Origin of the sequence: Sphingomonas sp. CCH9-F2 (genome assembly GCF_001556735.1) — a bacterium.
Lineage (GTDB): Bacteria > Pseudomonadota > Alphaproteobacteria > Sphingomonadales > Sphingomonadaceae > Sphingomonas > Sphingomonas ginsenosidimutans.
Genome location: NZ_LSJO01000314.1, coordinates 1 through 14,565 on the forward strand (window position 1 = coordinate 1; position 14,565 = coordinate 14,565).

Annotated in this window: 14 protein-coding genes and 1 pseudogene; 4 read left to right on the forward strand and 11 right to left on the reverse strand. The window is 70.0% G+C overall.

Features of this window, described 5'->3' with window-relative positions; genetic code table 11:
- Positions 1-305: pseudogene (locus AX685_RS09205) on the reverse strand (ComEC/Rec2 family competence protein); the annotation flags it as partial.
- Positions 306-334: 29 nt separating this feature from the next.
- Between AX685_RS09205 and gltX the strand changes: the two are divergent.
- Genes gltX through AX685_RS09220 form a run of 3 tightly spaced genes read left to right on the forward strand, consistent with a single transcriptional unit; the run spans position 335 to position 3,271 of the window.
- Positions 335-1,768: a glutamate--tRNA ligase gene (gene gltX / locus AX685_RS09210; protein ID WP_066487802.1), complete on the forward strand. Its 1,434-nt coding sequence runs from the start codon at positions 335-337 to the stop codon at positions 1,766-1,768.
- Positions 1,769-1,780: 12 nt separating this feature from the next.
- A complete protein-coding gene (locus AX685_RS09215; protein WP_066487804.1) occupies positions 1,781-3,064 on the forward strand; it encodes a citrate synthase in 1,284 nt (427 codons plus the stop codon).
- Between the two features lie 6 nt (positions 3,065-3,070).
- Positions 3,071-3,271: a hypothetical protein gene (locus tag AX685_RS09220; RefSeq protein WP_066487806.1), complete on the forward strand. Its 201-nt coding sequence runs from the start codon at positions 3,071-3,073 to the stop codon at positions 3,269-3,271.
- Between the two features lie 12 nt (positions 3,272-3,283).
- On the opposite strand, the gene AX685_RS09225 is transcribed toward AX685_RS09220, so the two are convergent.
- From AX685_RS09225 to AX685_RS09235, 3 genes are read right to left on the reverse strand one after another with little or no spacing between them, the layout of a single operon-like run.
- Entirely contained in the window at positions 3,284-4,642 is a 1,359-nt protein-coding gene (locus tag AX685_RS09225; protein ID WP_066487809.1) for a sensor histidine kinase, read from the reverse strand.
- Positions 4,639-5,730 (reverse strand): DUF2336 domain-containing protein, encoded by a 1,092-nt coding sequence (locus AX685_RS09230; protein ID WP_066487811.1) that lies wholly within the window; start codon positions 5,728-5,730, stop codon positions 4,639-4,641. The genes AX685_RS09225 and AX685_RS09230 overlap by 4 nt, the downstream gene beginning before the upstream one ends.
- Positions 5,731-5,764: 34 nt before the next feature.
- On the reverse strand, positions 5,765-6,946 hold the full coding sequence (locus AX685_RS09235; protein ID WP_066487814.1) for a hypothetical protein: 1,182 nt from the start codon (positions 6,944-6,946) through the stop codon (positions 5,765-5,767).
- A 219-nt stretch (positions 6,947-7,165) separates the two neighbouring features.
- Here AX685_RS09235 and AX685_RS09240 point away from each other — a divergent pair, with 219 nt between their 5' ends.
- A complete protein-coding gene (locus AX685_RS09240) occupies positions 7,166-9,358 on the forward strand; it encodes a hypothetical protein (RefSeq protein WP_231738727.1) in 2,193 nt (730 codons plus the stop codon).
- A 6-nt stretch (positions 9,359-9,364) separates the two neighbouring features.
- Here AX685_RS09240 and AX685_RS09245 read toward each other — a convergent pair whose 3' ends face one another.
- From AX685_RS09245 to AX685_RS09275, 7 genes are all read right to left on the reverse strand, one after another.
- Positions 9,365-10,270 carry an aspartyl protease family protein gene (locus tag AX685_RS09245; RefSeq protein WP_066487819.1) on the reverse strand — a complete coding sequence of 302 codons (906 nt, stop codon included), beginning with the start codon at positions 10,268-10,270 and terminating at the stop codon, positions 9,365-9,367.
- A gap of 39 nt (positions 10,271-10,309) precedes the next feature.
- The gene (locus AX685_RS09250; RefSeq protein ID WP_066487821.1) at positions 10,310-10,519 is read right to left on the reverse strand and encodes a helix-turn-helix domain-containing protein; all 210 of its coding nucleotides are present in this window, start codon (positions 10,517-10,519) and stop codon (positions 10,310-10,312) included.
- Positions 10,519-11,127, reverse strand: coding sequence for a DUF2975 domain-containing protein (locus AX685_RS09255; protein WP_156445741.1), 609 nt, complete (start codon positions 11,125-11,127; stop codon positions 10,519-10,521). The genes AX685_RS09250 and AX685_RS09255 overlap by 1 nt, the downstream gene beginning before the upstream one ends.
- 81 nt (positions 11,128-11,208) lie before the next feature.
- Complete coding sequence (locus AX685_RS09260) at positions 11,209-11,487, reverse strand: DUF1467 family protein (RefSeq protein WP_066487829.1); 279 nt, start codon at positions 11,485-11,487, stop codon at positions 11,209-11,211.
- Positions 11,488-11,506: 19 nt separating this feature from the next.
- Positions 11,507-13,150 carry a ribonuclease J gene (locus tag AX685_RS09265; protein ID WP_066487843.1) on the reverse strand — a complete coding sequence of 548 codons (1,644 nt, stop codon included), beginning with the start codon at positions 13,148-13,150 and terminating at the stop codon, positions 11,507-11,509.
- Positions 13,151-13,237: 87 nt separating this feature from the next.
- Positions 13,238-14,035: a type III pantothenate kinase gene (locus AX685_RS09270; RefSeq protein WP_066487845.1), complete on the reverse strand. Its 798-nt coding sequence runs from the start codon at positions 14,033-14,035 to the stop codon at positions 13,238-13,240.
- A 17-nt stretch (positions 14,036-14,052) separates the two neighbouring features.
- Positions 14,053-14,565: biotin--[acetyl-CoA-carboxylase] ligase (locus AX685_RS09275; RefSeq protein WP_231738730.1), on the reverse strand; the 513-nt coding region annotated here is incomplete at its 5' end.

Below are 14,565 nucleotides of genomic sequence, written 5' to 3' on the forward strand. Positions count from 1 at the left end.
GTCAGCGCCAGCCCGGCGGCGACCAGCACCGCCGCGATCGCCAGCGCCGCCCCGGCGCGCCCGCCCCGCCCGATCGCCGTCGCGATCGCCGCGACGCCCGTCGCCGTCAGCAGCGCCGCACTCCACGCGCGCGGGTCGGGCAGCACGAACCACGCCGCCGCGCCCGCGCCCAGCATCACCGGAATCCACAGCGCTAGCTGGTCGCGCTCGCGTTCCAGCCACAGCTCGATCGCGGCCGGCGCGCGCGCCGCAATTTGTCGCGCGCCGAATGTCTTGCTAGGGGCGTGCGCGGCTGAACTGGCCATCTGAATTTCCAGCCTGGGAGCAAGCGCGCTTGAGCGCAACCGATAATCCTGACGCGACGCCCGCGACCCCTGTCGTCACCCGCTTCGCCCCGTCGCCCACCGGCTTCCTCCATATCGGGGGCGCGCGCACGGCGCTGTTCAACCTGCTGTTCGCGCGGCACCACGGCGGCACCTTCCGCCTGCGGATCGAGGATACCGACCGCGCACGCTCTACCCAGCCGGCGATCGACGCGATCCTCGACGGGATGCGCTGGCTCGGCCTCGATTGGGATGGCGAGGAGGTGTACCAGTTCGCCCGCGCCGATCGCCATGCCGCGGTCGCGCAAGAGATGGTCGCCGCCGGCCACGCCTATCGCTGCTACCTGACGCCCGAGGAACTGGACGCGATGCGCGCCGAGGCGCAGGCGGCGAAGAAGCCGCTGCGCATCCGTTCGCCCTGGCGCGAGCGGACCGACTGGCCCGCCGACAAGCCCTATGTCATCCGCCTGCGCGCGCCCACCGAGGGCGCGACGACGATCGACGATCGCGTCCAGGGTGAGGTGACGGTACAGAATGCCGAGCTGGACGACCTGGTCCTGCTGCGGTCCGACGGCACGCCGACGTACATGCTGGCGGTGGTGGTCGACGATCACGACATGGGGGTGACGCACGTCATCCGCGGCGACGATCACCTCAACAACGCCTTCCGCCAGCTGCCGATCTATCGCGCGATGGGCTGGGCGGAGCCGGTCTATGCGCACATCCCGCTGATCCATGGCGCGGACGGGGCGAAGCTGTCGAAGCGGCACGGTGCGGTCGGGATCGAGGCCTATCGCGACGAGATGGGCATCCTTCCCGAGGCACTCGACAATTACCTGCTGCGGCTCGGCTGGGGGCATGGCGATGACGAGATCATCAGCCGCGCCGATGCGATTCGCTGGTTTGATCTGGCCAGCGTCGGCAAGTCGCCCAGCCGCTTCGACCTGAAGAAGCTGGAAAACCTCAACGGCCATTATATCCGCGCCACCGACGATGCGCGGCTGGCGGATCTGGTCGCCGCGAAACTGTCGCTCGATCATGACGATACCCGACGTTCGACGCTGCTGGCAGCGATGCCCGCGCTGAAGCCGCGCGCCGCGAACGTCAACGAACTGGCCGACGGTACCGCCTTTCTGTTCGCCACCCGCCCGCTGGGGATCGACGAGGCCGCCCGGCCGTTGCTGGACGGGGACGCGCCGGCGCTGCTGACGCACCTGCACAGCGCGCTTGACGCGGTGCACAACTGGGATACGGAGAGCACCGAAGCCGCGGTGCGGCAGGTGGCCGAAACGGCGGGCGTCAAGCTCGGTCAGGTCGCCCAGCCGCTTCGCGTCGCCCTCACCGGACGCAAGACGTCGCCGGGCATCTTCGACGTACTCGTCCTTCTGGGGCGGGAGGAAAGCCTGGCGCGGATCGCCGACCAAATGACCCCACACGGGGCGTGACAGGAGAAGACCATGACCGAAGCCGCCAAGCTGACTCTGTCCGGCCAGGATCACGACTATCCGGTGCTGTCCGGCTCGGTCGGCCCTGACGTGGTCGATATCCGCAAGCTGTATGGCCAGACCGGGGCGTTCACCTATGACCCCGGCTTCACCTCCACCGCATCGTGCCAGTCGAAGCTGACCTATATCGACGGCGACGAAGGCGTGCTGCTGCACCGCGGCTATCCGATCGGCGAGCTGGCCGAACAGTCCAGCTTCATGGAAGTGTGCTACCTGCTGCTGAACGGCGAGCTGCCGACCGCGGACGAGCTGGAGAAGTTCAGCTGGACGATCAGCCGCCACACGATGGTGCACGAACAGCTGGCGCAGTTCTTCCGCGGTTTCCGCCGCGATGCGCATCCGATGGCGATCATGTGCGGCGTCGTCGGCGCGCTCTCCGCTTTCTACCATGATTCGACCGACATCCACGATCCGCAGCAGCGCATGATCGCCTCGCACCGGCTGATCGCGAAGATGCCGACGATCGCGGCGATGGCGTACAAGTACAGCGTCGGGCAGCCGTTCCTGTATCCGGACAATTCGCTCAGCTACACCGGCAACTTCCTGCGCATGACCTTCGGCGTGCCGGCGGAGCAATATGAGGTGAACCCGGCGGTCGAAAAGGCGATGGACCGCATCTTCATCCTCCACGCCGACCACGAACAGAATGCGTCGACCTCGACCGTGCGTCTGGCCGGGTCGTCGGGCGCCAATCCGTTCGCGTGCATCGCGGCGGGCATCGCCTGCCTGTGGGGCCCGGCGCATGGCGGCGCCAACGAGGCGGCGCTCAACATGCTGCACGAAATCGGCACGCCGGAGCGCATCCCCGAATTCATCGCCCGTGCGAAGGACAAGAACGATCCGTTCCGCCTGATGGGCTTCGGCCACCGCGTCTACAAGAATTACGATCCGCGCGCGACCGTGATGCAGAAGACGGTGCGCGAGGTGTTCGCCGCGCTGAACGTGCAGGATCCGCTGTTCGAAACCGCGCTGCGGCTGGAGGAAATCGCGCTCAGCGACGATTATTTCGTCGAGAAGAAGCTGTTCCCGAACGTCGATTTCTATTCGGGCGTCATCCTGTCGGCGATCGGTTTCCCGACCAGCATGTTCACCGTGCTGTTCGCCCTTGCCCGCACCGTCGGCTGGGTCGCGCAGTGGAACGAGATGATCACCGATCCCGACCAGAAGATCGGCCGTCCGCGCCAGCTGTACACCGGCCCGACGCAGCGCGCCTACGTTCCCGTCGGCCAGCGTTGATCTGACGTGCGCCGCCTCCGGCCGATCCTGCTCGCGGTGGGGGTCATGCTGACGCTCACCGGGCTGCTGTGGATCGGCCAGGGGCTGGGATACGTCCACTGGCCGGAATCGAGCTTCATGCTCGATCAGCGCCGCTGGGCGAACTATGGCAGCATCGTCGCCGCGTTCGGCCTGCTGCTGGTGCTGGCGGGGCGGCGCCTGCGCTGATCGTGGTCGGCGCTACCGCGCCGGCAGCGTCAGGATGAACCTTGCCCCCGTGCCCGGCGCGCTGTCGACGGTCAGGTCGCCGCCCATCGCCCGCGCCAGCCGCCGCGCGATGTACAGGCCCAGCCCGCTGCCGCCCGGTTCCGACGTGTCGACCCGTTCGAACTTGGCGAAGATGCGTTCCTGATCCGCGGGCGCGATGCCCTTGCCCTGGTCGGCGACGATCACCACCGCGCGGTCGCCCTCGCGCTGCAACCGCAGCCATATGGTCGATCCGGGCGGCGAGTAGCGCACGGCATTGCCAATCAAATTGACCATGATCTGCAACGCGCGGCGGAACTCCCCCAGCGCGGGCAGCGGCCGGTCGCAGTCGGAGCGGTCGATCGTCACCTGCCCGTCGCTGGCGCGCACCGCCAACAGCCCGGCGGCGCGGCGCGCGATATCCGCCAGATCGACGATTTCGCGCTCCACCGCGAAATCGTCGCGCTCGATCGCCTCCAGATCGACCAGATCGTCGACCAGCCCCAGCAGGTGCCGCCCCGCGCTGGCGATGTCGGCGGCGTAATCGGCATAATGCGGGTCCAGCGCGCCGTCGGCGGCCAGATGGATGCTGTCGGCATTGGCGATGATCCGCCCCAGCGGCCCGCGCAATATCTGCTCCAGCCGCGCGTTGAAGGCGACCGTCAGCCCGGCCGGCTCGGCCGCCGGCGCATCGGCAGTGACCGGCGGATCGGCGACGAAGGTGCCCCCGACGAACCCGGCGAAGCCGCCCGCCGCATCCAGCCGCACGCTGCCCGCCAGCATCACCGGCGCGCCGGTCGCGCGGATCGTCGCGGACTGGTGATCGAAATCGGCGCGTGCGCTCATCGCCTCCAGCAGCGGCATCGCGCCTTCGTCGTCGGGTTCCAGCGCGAACAGGCGGGTCAGCGCCGCGCCCTGCATCGCGACCGCATCGAAGCCGGCGCGCGCACCCGTTTCGGGGGCCAGCCGCGTCAGGCGGAGTTCGGCATCGACCTCCCATGTCCAGTCGGCGCCCGGCGGCGGCGGCACCTCGGCCAGCGTCACCGCCGCGGCCGGCGCCTGCCATGCGGGGCGCTGGCGGACCAGCGAGATCGCCAGCGCCACGCCGTCCTCGCGCGGGGTCGCCTTCACCCAGCAGTCGATATCCGCCTCGGCATCGGCGATCGTCACCGCACGCGCCACGATGATTCGCAGCCGCCGCGCCAGCCGCACGATCGTCGCGAACTGCGGCACCGCCAGCGGCGCACCGATGCGCCCCCCGGCCCGCGTGTTGATCGCGGCGAAGCCGGCGTCCGCCTCAACCAGCCGGTCGGTGCGATCGACGCTGGCGGACAGGATCGACGGCGCGCTCACGACACGCGCGTCCGCGCCAGCGTGCGCAGCGCCGCGCGATAGTCGCGCGGCATCGCCAGCGGCGCGACCACCAGCGCCGCGGTATCGGGCGCGAGCGCCGCCACCGGGTCGAGCGCATCGGCCAGCCGCTCGGCATCGCGCGCCGCATCGGCTTCGCACAGCAGCCAGCCGATCCGCGCCATATCGTCGCGCGCGAATGCCAGCGCGCGCATCGCCAGCCACAGCCGGTCGCTGTCGCCGTCCAGCATCAGCGCGCGCGCATCCGCTGGCTCCACCGCCAGCGCGCGCGCCAGCAGCGCGGAAAACAGGATCGCGCGCCCCTCGACCAGCGCCTCCAGCAGCAGCCGCGGCATGTCCGCGGGCGTGGCGTCGATCGCACCGGCCAGCTGCGCCGCCACCGCCTCGACACGCTCGCCCTCGTCATAGGCGGCGATGCTGCGCTGCGTCGCCTCCACCAGCGCGCGGTCGATCGCGCCGTCAGCCTGCACCGCGCCCAGCCGTTCGCGCAACGCCGCCGCGATCCACCATGCCAGCCGATAGTATAGCTCGCCCGGGAGTTCGGCACGTCGCTCCGCCGCGGGCAGCCGGCGGCGCCCGTCCGCGACCAGATAGGCGACCGCGCGCGTCCGCACGACGCCGTCGCCGCTTTCCGCCAGGCGCCCCAGCAGCGCGGCAGTGGTGCCGGGCATCCGGTTGGCGATCAGCGCCGCGTCGATCAGGTCGATGCGCGCCTGTGCGATGATTTCGCCCATCACGTCCGAATCGCGCAGCACGCCCGCCTCGATCAGCCGGTCGAGCGTCATCGTGCGATTGGCGGTCAGGATCCCGGCCACCTCGTCCAGCCCGCGTGCGATGAGCAGCCGGGCGGCATGGCCCGCGATCTCGCGTTCCAGCGCGGTCACGGTCGCCTCGGTCATGCGCAGGATCGCGATGCGCGTCCGCTCATCCAGGCGATGGCGTTCGGGCAGGAAGATGTCGGCCATCGCCGTTGCCAGCCGCTCGTCCGCGCGCCGATCGGCCGCCGCGACATAGGCCGCGACGGTATCGGGGTCGTCGTGACCGCCCGCGGAAAAAGGCTTTGCCGACATACGCCTGCTGTAGCCGGGCTTCGTTAACTAGCCGCTAAGCCTGTCGCCGCAGCGCCTCGACCGCCGCGACCAGCGTCGCCCCGCCGTACAGCGCGACCAGCGCCAGCCCCAGCGTCGGCCAGCCCGCGACCGCGAACAGCGCCAGGATCGCCAGATAGGCCGGCGCCGTGCCCCACCAGCCGCGCCGCTGCACCGCGCCCGCCGCGCGCTCCGCCACGCCGCCCGCGACCGTGGCGCCCAGCGCCAGCAGCCGCGCGGTGGTGGTCGCCGCCTGCGCATCGACGACATGCCCCAGCAGCAGCACCGCCACCGCGGGCATCGCCAGGATCGCGATGCGCATCGCGCGCAGGTGATGTTCTTCGTCACGGAACAGCGCCACCGCGCCGGCGATCTCCGCCACCAGCACCGCGATCAGCACCGCCGCCAGCCCGATCGCGGGCCAGCCGAACGCCAGCGTCGCGATGCCCAGCGTCGCCGCCCCCGCCGCGGTGCCGACGATCGCGCCGGTGCCGATCCCGCGCCGCGCGATCGGCGGGATCGCCAGCCGGGCGAGCGGCCGCAGCACGATCCGGTCGAACCAGCCGGGCCGCACCGCCATCGACGCGGAGAGCACCGCGCGCCCGCGCTCCTCCAGCGCGGCGGCGCGGCGTTCGATGCCGTGCCCCAGCTCCATATCGTCCAGCCGCAGCGACACGTGCCGCGCGCCCGCCTGTTCGGCGGCATGGAGCAAGGTGGATTGCAGGTCGTAATCCTCCGGCAGCCGCGCGGCATCGGCCAGCCGGCGCGCGTCGATCCGCGCCACGCCCGCCCATGCCTCGCCCCCGCCGACCCGCTCGAACGCCGGCGACGCCTGTGTTCCCGGCACCGTCAGCAGCGCGTCGCCGCCCTCCCCGGCCAGCGCGTGAATCACGCCCTCCGTCGTCACCAGCCCGTCGGCGACCATCACGATCCGCGCCAGCGGGTGCAGCCGCGCCAGCGCCTCCGCGGCGGTGCGCACCGTGTCCACCGCGACGCCGCGCCGCCCGATCCGCGCCAGCGCACCGACCAGTTCCGGGGTCAGCCGCTGGACCACCACCACGATCTGCGCGGCATCGGACGCGATCAGCAGCCGCGCCTGATATTCGATCAGCGTCGCCGCCGCGAACGGCAGCGTCGCCGCAAGGATTCCGGGACGATCCTCTGCCTCATGGGTCGCGAACAATAGGCCTGCCAGCATGGCCCGGCTGTTAGGGCGTGGACCGGAAACCGGCAATGGTGATCGCCCGATGCGACCGATGGAGCATGTCATGATGCCGAAACGGCTTCCCGGATCGGGTAAAGCTGTTAAACCCGGACCATGAACGGGGGGCCGTCGATCATCGAATTCCGCGCAACGGACAGCGACACGCCATCGCCGGGCCGCGACCTGCAACCCTTTGACGAGGCGCCCTTGCCCTTGAGCGACCACGCCGATCCGGCCGAAACCGCCGAACCGTCCCGGCGCGGTGCCATCCTGGGATGGGCCGCGGTCGTCGTCGCGCTGGCGTGGGTGGGTGCGATCGTCTGGCTGGCGCGCGATTCGCTCGCGTCGATGCCGCCGCTGGCGCTGGCGCAGTTCGGCGCGACGCTCGCCACCGTGCCCGCGCTGGCCGGGATCGTCTGGCTCGCCGCGCTGCGCACCAGCCGGACCGAGGCGCAGCGGTTCGGCGCGACCGCGCGGCAGATGCGTGCCGAGGCGGCTGCGCTGGGCGACACCGTGACGGCACTGGGCCATGCGATCGAGGAACGGCGCGTCGCGCTGGCCGAACAGGTGCGGCTGCTGACCGCGCTGGGCGATGCCGCGACCGCGCGGCTCGCCTCGATCGGTCGCGGCCTGTCGGAAGAGATCGACCAGGCCGACGTCCATGCCCGGGCGCTCGCCCATGCCGCCGACGCGGCGCAGGCGCAGCTGACCACCCTGCTGTCGGCGCTGCCGCGCGCGGCGCAGGAAACGCGCACGCTGACCGACAGCATCGACCAGGCCGGTGTCGTCGCCAGCGAACATACCGCCGGACTGGACGCGCAGGTCGCCGCGCTGATCGCGCGCAGCCGCGATGCCGAGACGATCGCGGGCGGCGCCGCGGAAAAGCTCGCCGCCTATATGCAGCGGATGGAGACGACCAGCGAGACCGCTGGCGCGCGGCTGGAAACGGTCACGTCCGACGCCGCCGCCGCGGTCGACGCGCTGCTGAATCGCACCGCCAGCGCGATCGACCAGTCGCGGAAGGGGCTGTCGGCGCAGGGCGACGCGCTGCTCGCGATGGTCGCCGCCAACCAGACCGCGCTCGATCAGTCGGCGCGCGAAAGCGCCGAGGCGCTGGCCGAGCGGATCGGTCTGATCGAGATCGTGATCGAGCGGATCGCCGGCCGGCTCGACGCGCAGCAGATCACCGGCCGCCAGATCTTCGATTCGCTGGAACAGGGCGTCGCGCGCGCCGAAACGCGGTTCGAGGCGCTCCATGCCACCGGAACCGAACGGAGCCAGCAACTCGCCGCGACCGTCAGCGCGCTGCAGGCGACCGCCGAGGCGCTGTCGGTTGCGATGGACGCGGGCAACCAGTCCGCCGAGCGCACGATCGCGACCACCGAGCATCTGCTCGTCGCGCTTGACGCCGCCGCGCGCGAGATGGACGAGACGATGCCGGAGGCGATCGCCCGCCTCGAAGCGCGCGTCGCCTCGACCAAGCAGGTGATCGTTGCCGCCAAGCCCGAATTGCTCGCGCTGGTGACCGCCGCCGAAAGCACGCATGATGCGATCGAGGCGGTGGCACAGGTCGTCGCCGAGCAGCGCAAGACGGTGGAGACGCTGACCGTCAAGCTCAACGACGTGCTCGACAAGGGCCGCGGTCAGGCCGGGCTGATCGCCGATGCGGTCGAACAGGCCGCGCGCCGCGCCGACGATCTGACCGAGGAGGCCGCGCCGCGGCTGCTCGAGGCGTTGCTGCGCGTGCGCGAAACCGCCGCGACCGCTGCCGATCATGCGCGCGACGCCCTGGCGCGCGTCATCCCGGAAGCTGCCGTGGCGCTCGAAAGCGCCGGCGTCGCCGCGCTCAGCCGCGCGGTCGACAGCGGCGTCGCGCAGCAGGTGGAACAGGTCGCGCAGGTCGCCGAGGCCGCCGTCGCCGCCACCGCGCGTGCCGGCGAGCGGCTGCAACATCAGCTCACCGGGATCGAGGCGACGATCGCGCTGGTCGACCAGCGGCTGGAGGAGGCGCGCGCCGCCAGCGAGGAGGCGGACCGCGACAGCTTCGCGCGCCGTGCCTCGCTGCTGATCGAATCGCTCAACTCCGCGTCGATCGACCTCACCCGCACCTTCGCTCCGGAAATCTCCGACAGCGCCTGGGCCGCCTATCTGAAGGGCGACCGCGGCGTCTTCACCCGCCGCGCGGTGCGGCTGCTGGACGGCAGCGAACAGCGGGATGTCGCGCGGCTGTACGATGACGACCCGTCGTTCCGCGAGCAGGTCAACCGCTACATCCACGATTTCGAGGCGATGCTGCGCACCATCCTGGCGCAACGCGACGGCTCGCCGCTGGGCGTGACGCTGCTGTCGTCGGACATGGGCAAGCTCTACGTCGCGCTGGCACAGGCGATCGAACGGCTGCGCTGACGGCGGTCACCGGCGCCGGACTGCCCCTGCGCCCGCACAACGAGAGCGGTCGAACCAGAACCGCCGGGCTTCGTGATCGTAGACCAGTCGCTGGCCCATCATCGCGTTGATGCCCAGGATCATCGCCGGTTCCTCCCCGATCCCGAAGCTCCGGAACACCGACAGATCGGCAACCCGCACCGTCAGGTCGCGCACCGTGCGGCCGGCGAAGGCCACCGCCGTGACCTTGCCCTCGCGTGTGTCGGTCGCTTCGCCGGCCGCGCCGTACAGCGTCTCTCCGCGTCCCAAGCCGCCGCGATCGATACGTGCGGCACGGGCAAAGGCCGTATTGATCTGCGTGCCCCGCGATCCCGTATCCAGCACGGCGATCCCCGCCGCGCCGTTGATCGTGACGGGCAGCGTCAACTGCGTTCCCTCCGCGACCGTTCCAGCCCGGATCATCACCGCCCGGGGCGTCAGGATGCGGCGCATCGCCACCGGCTTCGGCAACAACGATACGGTGCGGCAGGGGAAGTCGAAGATCGCGATCGCGCCGTCCATCAGGTCGTTGCCCGTCACCCCAGCGGCAATCTCCGCGTCCTTGCGATCCGGCAGGCCGGTGACGTCGACATCGCGGATCGTGCGGCCGTCGACCGCGATACTGTCCAACCGATAGGTCGGCATCATCGCCGCGCCGGTCATCCCCTCGACACGGATCGGCGTGCCGGATTTCAGCCCCTGCTGCCGGGCGAACCACTCATAGACGTGCGAACCGTCCGCTCCGGTGTCGAGGATGAACGGAACGGTGCCCTTGCCGTTGACGAACGCGGGGACGACCAGATGGCCATTCCCGGCCGGGGTCAGCGGCACGGACGAGCCCGCCGGAGCGGCGAACAACAGGCATGAGGCGGCAATCGCCGAAAACGGACGCATCGTCTTTCTCCATCCTTGTGTGAAGGGGTAGTCGCCCGGTCAGCTGTCGGGCAGATATTCCAGAAGGTCGCCGGGCTGGCAGTCGAGATGCCGGCAGATCGCCTCCAGCGTCTCGAAGCGCAGCCCCTTCACCTTGCCCGATTTGAACAGCGACAGATTGGCCTCGGTCGCGCCGATCGCTTGCGCCAGCTCCTTCGATCGCATCTTGCGCTTGGCGAGCATGACGTCGAGCCGGACGACGATCGCCATCAGAAGAACCCGGCCCGGTCGCGCTCGATCTCCGCCCCGAATGCGATGACGTCGACGAACGCGAACAGCAGGATGCCGAGGATCGCCGCATCGAGCTGCCGCCATTCCAGCTTGACGGCGACCGGACTCATCCCCGCAGCATACAAGGCGGCATGGGTGACGAGCGGAACGAGCGCATAGGCGATCAGCGCCCAGGCGATCCGACGCATCCATCTTTCATGGTCGGCGCTGAAGATCAGCCGCCGGGCATACAGGCGGAACAGCCCGACCAGACTGGCCAGGATCACCAGCCCGGGGATCAGGCGAAGGGTCAGCAGCCCCGCCGCCAAGGTCGATTGCCAGACCGCATAGCGTGAAATGGTCACGAAGCCGGCCGGTGCGGCACCGCCGTCGTCACGCGTAACGATGAACGCGAAGCCGCCGTTGAGCATCCCGGCATGGTCGCCGACCCGGAACAGCAACAGCGCGACCTGAAGCACCGCGGTTGCCGCCATGGTGACGATCACCGCGCAGGCGACGGCGAAGAAAAGCCGCCCCCGGCGCATGAGGATGTCGGCGGGCACAGCGGTGTCACCATCGCCCGCCGCCCGATTATGCCGTCGAATCATGCTGCCTCCGTCCGGCAGCATTACCATGAATTATCGTAAATCGATAATTATTTTCGGTTTCCAGTAAGTGGCGACGCCGCCCTACTCCACCGCGTTCGCCGGATCGGCAAAGTCGAGCATCCCCGCCGTCACCCAGCCGAATTCGTAATTCGCGACGAACAGCGCGAACAGCAACGTCGCGACGACCGTGGTGCGCACCACCACCTTCTTCAGCGAGAATTCGTGCGGCGCGCTCTCGGCGGTGCCGGGGACATGCTCGCCCCCCGCCTCCGCCGTGGTGCGCACGCCGAACGGCAGCACCAGGAAGACGGAGAACGCCCAGAACAGGATGTAGATCGCCAGCAGCGACGTCCAGCGCATGATCGCCGCCCCGCCCGCGTCAGACCTGGACGATCACGACGTCGACCACCGGCTTCTTCCCGGTCCAGCGCGTCGCGACGCGGCGCACTGCCAGCCGCACGTCCTCGCGCAGGCGATCGCGGTCGCGCACGCGGCCCTCCATCGCCTCGGTCGCAGCCTCGACCGCCTCGGCCATGAACGGCTCGCGCTCCTCCTCGACCGGGATGCCCTGGAAGCGGACCTCCGGGATGCCGCCGGCGCGGCCGTTCCGGTCCACCGCGATCCCGACCGAGATCGTGCCGTTCACCGCGATACGGCGGCGATCGTTGATCGTCCCGCCATCGGCCGGCAGGATCACGTCGCCGTCCAGTACCAGCCGCCCGACCGGCACGTCGCCGATCTTCTTCGGCCCATCGGGCGCCAGCCGCACCATGTCGCCGTTGGTCTGGACATGGACCGCGCCGATCCCCTGCGACAGGCCGAAGCGGGCATGTTCCATCAGGTGGCGCATCTCGCCATGCACGGGCACCAGCGTCTTCGGGCGCAGCCATTCGTACATCTTGGCCAGTTCCGGACGGCCGGGGTGGCCGGAAACATGGACGTGCGCCTGCCGCTCGGTCACCATCTCCACGCCCTTGGCGGCCAGCTGGTTCTGGATGCGCCCGACCGCCACTTCGTTGCCCGGGATCTGGCGCGCGGAGAAGATCACCATGTCGCCCTGATCGACCGAGATCTGGTGCGATCCGTCCGCGATCCGCGCCAGCGCCGCGCGCGGCTCGCCCTGGCCGCCCGTCGCCACGATCAGCACGCGGTTGCGCGGCAGCCGCATCGCGGCATCGACGTCGATCGTGTCGGGAAAGTCCTTGAGGTAACCGGTCGCCTTGGCGACGCGGATGATCCGATCAAGCGACCGCCCGGTGACGCACAGCTTGCGCCCCGTCTCCTGCGCCACCTTGCCCAGCGTCGACAGCCGTGCGGCGTTGGACGCGAAGGTGGTCACCACGACCCGCCCGCGCGTCCGCGCAACGCTTTCCGCCAGCCCCTTGCGCACGCTCGCCTCGCTTCCCGACGGCTCGGTGTTGAAGGCGTTGGTCGAATCGCACACCAGCACGTCGATGCCGCGCTTGCCGATCGCGGTCAGTTCCTCTGGCGTGGAAGGCTTGCCGATCACCGGCGTCGCATCCAGCTTCCAGTCGCCGGTGTGGAACACGCGGCCCGCCTTCGTCTCGATCAGCAGCGCGTTCGCTTCCGGGATCGAGTGCGACAGGGGCACCATCTCGACGCGGAACGGCCCGACGCTGAACGGCTCGCGCGCATGGACCATGCGGATCTTGACGCGATCCTCGATCCGTTCCTCCTCCAGCTTGCCGCGGACCAGCCCGGCGGTGAAGGGCGTGGCGTAGATCGGCACGCCCAGATCCTCGGCCAGATACGGCAGCGCGCCGATATGATCCTCATGCCCGTGGGTCAGGACGATGCCGACCAGATCGGACAGGCGCTCCTCGATGAAGCGCAGGTCGGGCAGGATCACGTCGATCCCGGGATAATGCGCATCGGCGAAGGTCACGCCGCAATCGACCATCAGCCATTTGCCGGCATGGCCGTAGAGAATGACGTTCATGCCGATTTCGCCGGAACCGCCGAGCGCGCAGAAAAGAAGTTCGTTGGTCTTGGGGGTGGTCATTCGAATCCTTCGGTCATCGTCCCGGCGAGGCGGCGGCGCGGGGCCGCGGCGTCGATGTCGTCGCTACGGGACGGGAAAAAATACAGTTCACGCGGCAATATGGACCCGTTCCCACATGATCGCCAGACCTTGGATGGTCAGGTCGGGTTCAATCGCATCGAAGACGTCGGTGTGGCGTTCGAACAACGTGGCCAGCCCGCCGGTCGCGACCACCTTCACCGGGCGCCCCACCTCCTGCTTCATCCGCGCCACCAGCCCCTCGATCATCGCGATATAGCCCCAGTAGATGCCGATGTTCATCTGGTCGACGGTGTTCCGCCCGATCACGCTGACCGGCCCCACCGGCGCCTCGATCGCGATGCGCGGCAGCTTGGCGGCCGCATTGACCAGCGCGTCGAGCGACAGGTTGATGCCCGGCGCGATGATCCCGCCCTTGTACGCGCCGGTATAGTCCGAATGGTCCACGGTGGTGGCGGTGCCGAAATCGATAACGATCAGGTCGCCGGGGTGCAGCGCATGCGCCGCGATCGTGTTGACCGCGCGGTCCGCGCCCAGGTTCTGCGGCTCGTCCACATCCAGCGCCAGCCCCCATTCCAGCGGCGCGCGACCCGCGACCAGCGCGTCGGTGCGGAAATATTTGGACGCCAGCACCTGCAGGTTGTGGAGCGCCCGCGGAACGACGGTGGAGATCACCACCGCCTCCACATCGTCGCGGCTGAACCCTTCCAGCGCCAGCAGCTGGCTCAGCCACACCGCATATTCGTCGGCGGTGCGGCGCGGATCGGTGGCGATCCGCCAGCGCGCCTTGATCTCGCGCCCGCCGGCGCCGGTGGCGACCAGCGCGAACACGATATTGGTGTTGCCGGCATCGACCGCGAGCAGCATCGCCTCTCCCCTTCGCTTTATACCAGGAACACGTCGCCAGCGTGAATGACACGCCGTTCGTCGTCGGCCAAGCGCAGTGTCAGCGCGCCCTGTGCGTCCAGCCCGTCGAACGCGCCCTCCACCGCCTCGCCATCGGGCAGCCGAGCGACCAGCGGCGTGCCCGGCGGGTGTGCGCGCTCGCTCCAGCGCGCGACGACCGGCGCCAGCCCGTCGCGCCGCCACCACGCCAGCCACGCCGCGAACAGCTCCGCCAGCCGGTCGAGCAGCACGGTCGCATCGGTCGCCGAACCCTGCGCCGCCAGGCTGGTCGCCTCACGATCGGGCAGGTCGGGGTGATGCGCCACGTTCACGCCCACGCCGATCACCACCCAGTCGCCGGAGCGCTCCAGCAGGATTCCCGACAACTTCGCCTGCCCCAGCAGCAGATCGTTGGGCCATTTCAGCGCCAGCCGCCGCGCCCGCTCCGCCGGCACGGCGCCGCGGACCGCCCCCCCCCACGCTCGCGCTGGTCGCGGCGGTGGCGGTGGAGG

Bases quoted from the DNA above. Each gene is read 5' to 3' on its own strand.
- AX685_RS09215 (WP_066487804.1), top strand. From the start codon at position 1,781: ATGACCGAAGCCGCCAAGCTGACTCTGTCCGGCCAGGATCACGACTAT.
- AX685_RS09270 (WP_066487845.1), bottom strand. From the start codon at position 14,035: ATGCTGCTCGCGGTCGATGCCGGCAACACCAATATCGTGTTCGCGCTG.
- AX685_RS09265 (WP_066487843.1), bottom strand. From the start codon at position 13,150: ATGACCACCCCCAAGACCAACGAACTTCTTTTCTGCGCGCTCGGCGGT.
- AX685_RS09230 (WP_066487811.1), bottom strand. From the start codon at position 5,730: ATGTCGGCAAAGCCTTTTTCCGCGGGCGGTCACGACGACCCCGATACC.
- AX685_RS09255 (WP_156445741.1), bottom strand. From the start codon at position 11,127: ATGATTCGACGGCATAATCGGGCGGCGGGCGATGGTGACACCGCTGTG.
- AX685_RS09245 (WP_066487819.1), bottom strand. From the start codon at position 10,270: ATGCGTCCGTTTTCGGCGATTGCCGCCTCATGCCTGTTGTTCGCCGCT.
- AX685_RS09235 (WP_066487814.1), bottom strand. From the start codon at position 6,946: ATGCTGGCAGGCCTATTGTTCGCGACCCATGAGGCAGAGGATCGTCCC.
- AX685_RS09260 (WP_066487829.1), bottom strand. From the start codon at position 11,487: ATGCGCTGGACGTCGCTGCTGGCGATCTACATCCTGTTCTGGGCGTTC.
- AX685_RS09250 (WP_066487821.1), bottom strand. From the start codon at position 10,519: ATGGCGATCGTCGTCCGGCTCGACGTCATGCTCGCCAAGCGCAAGATG.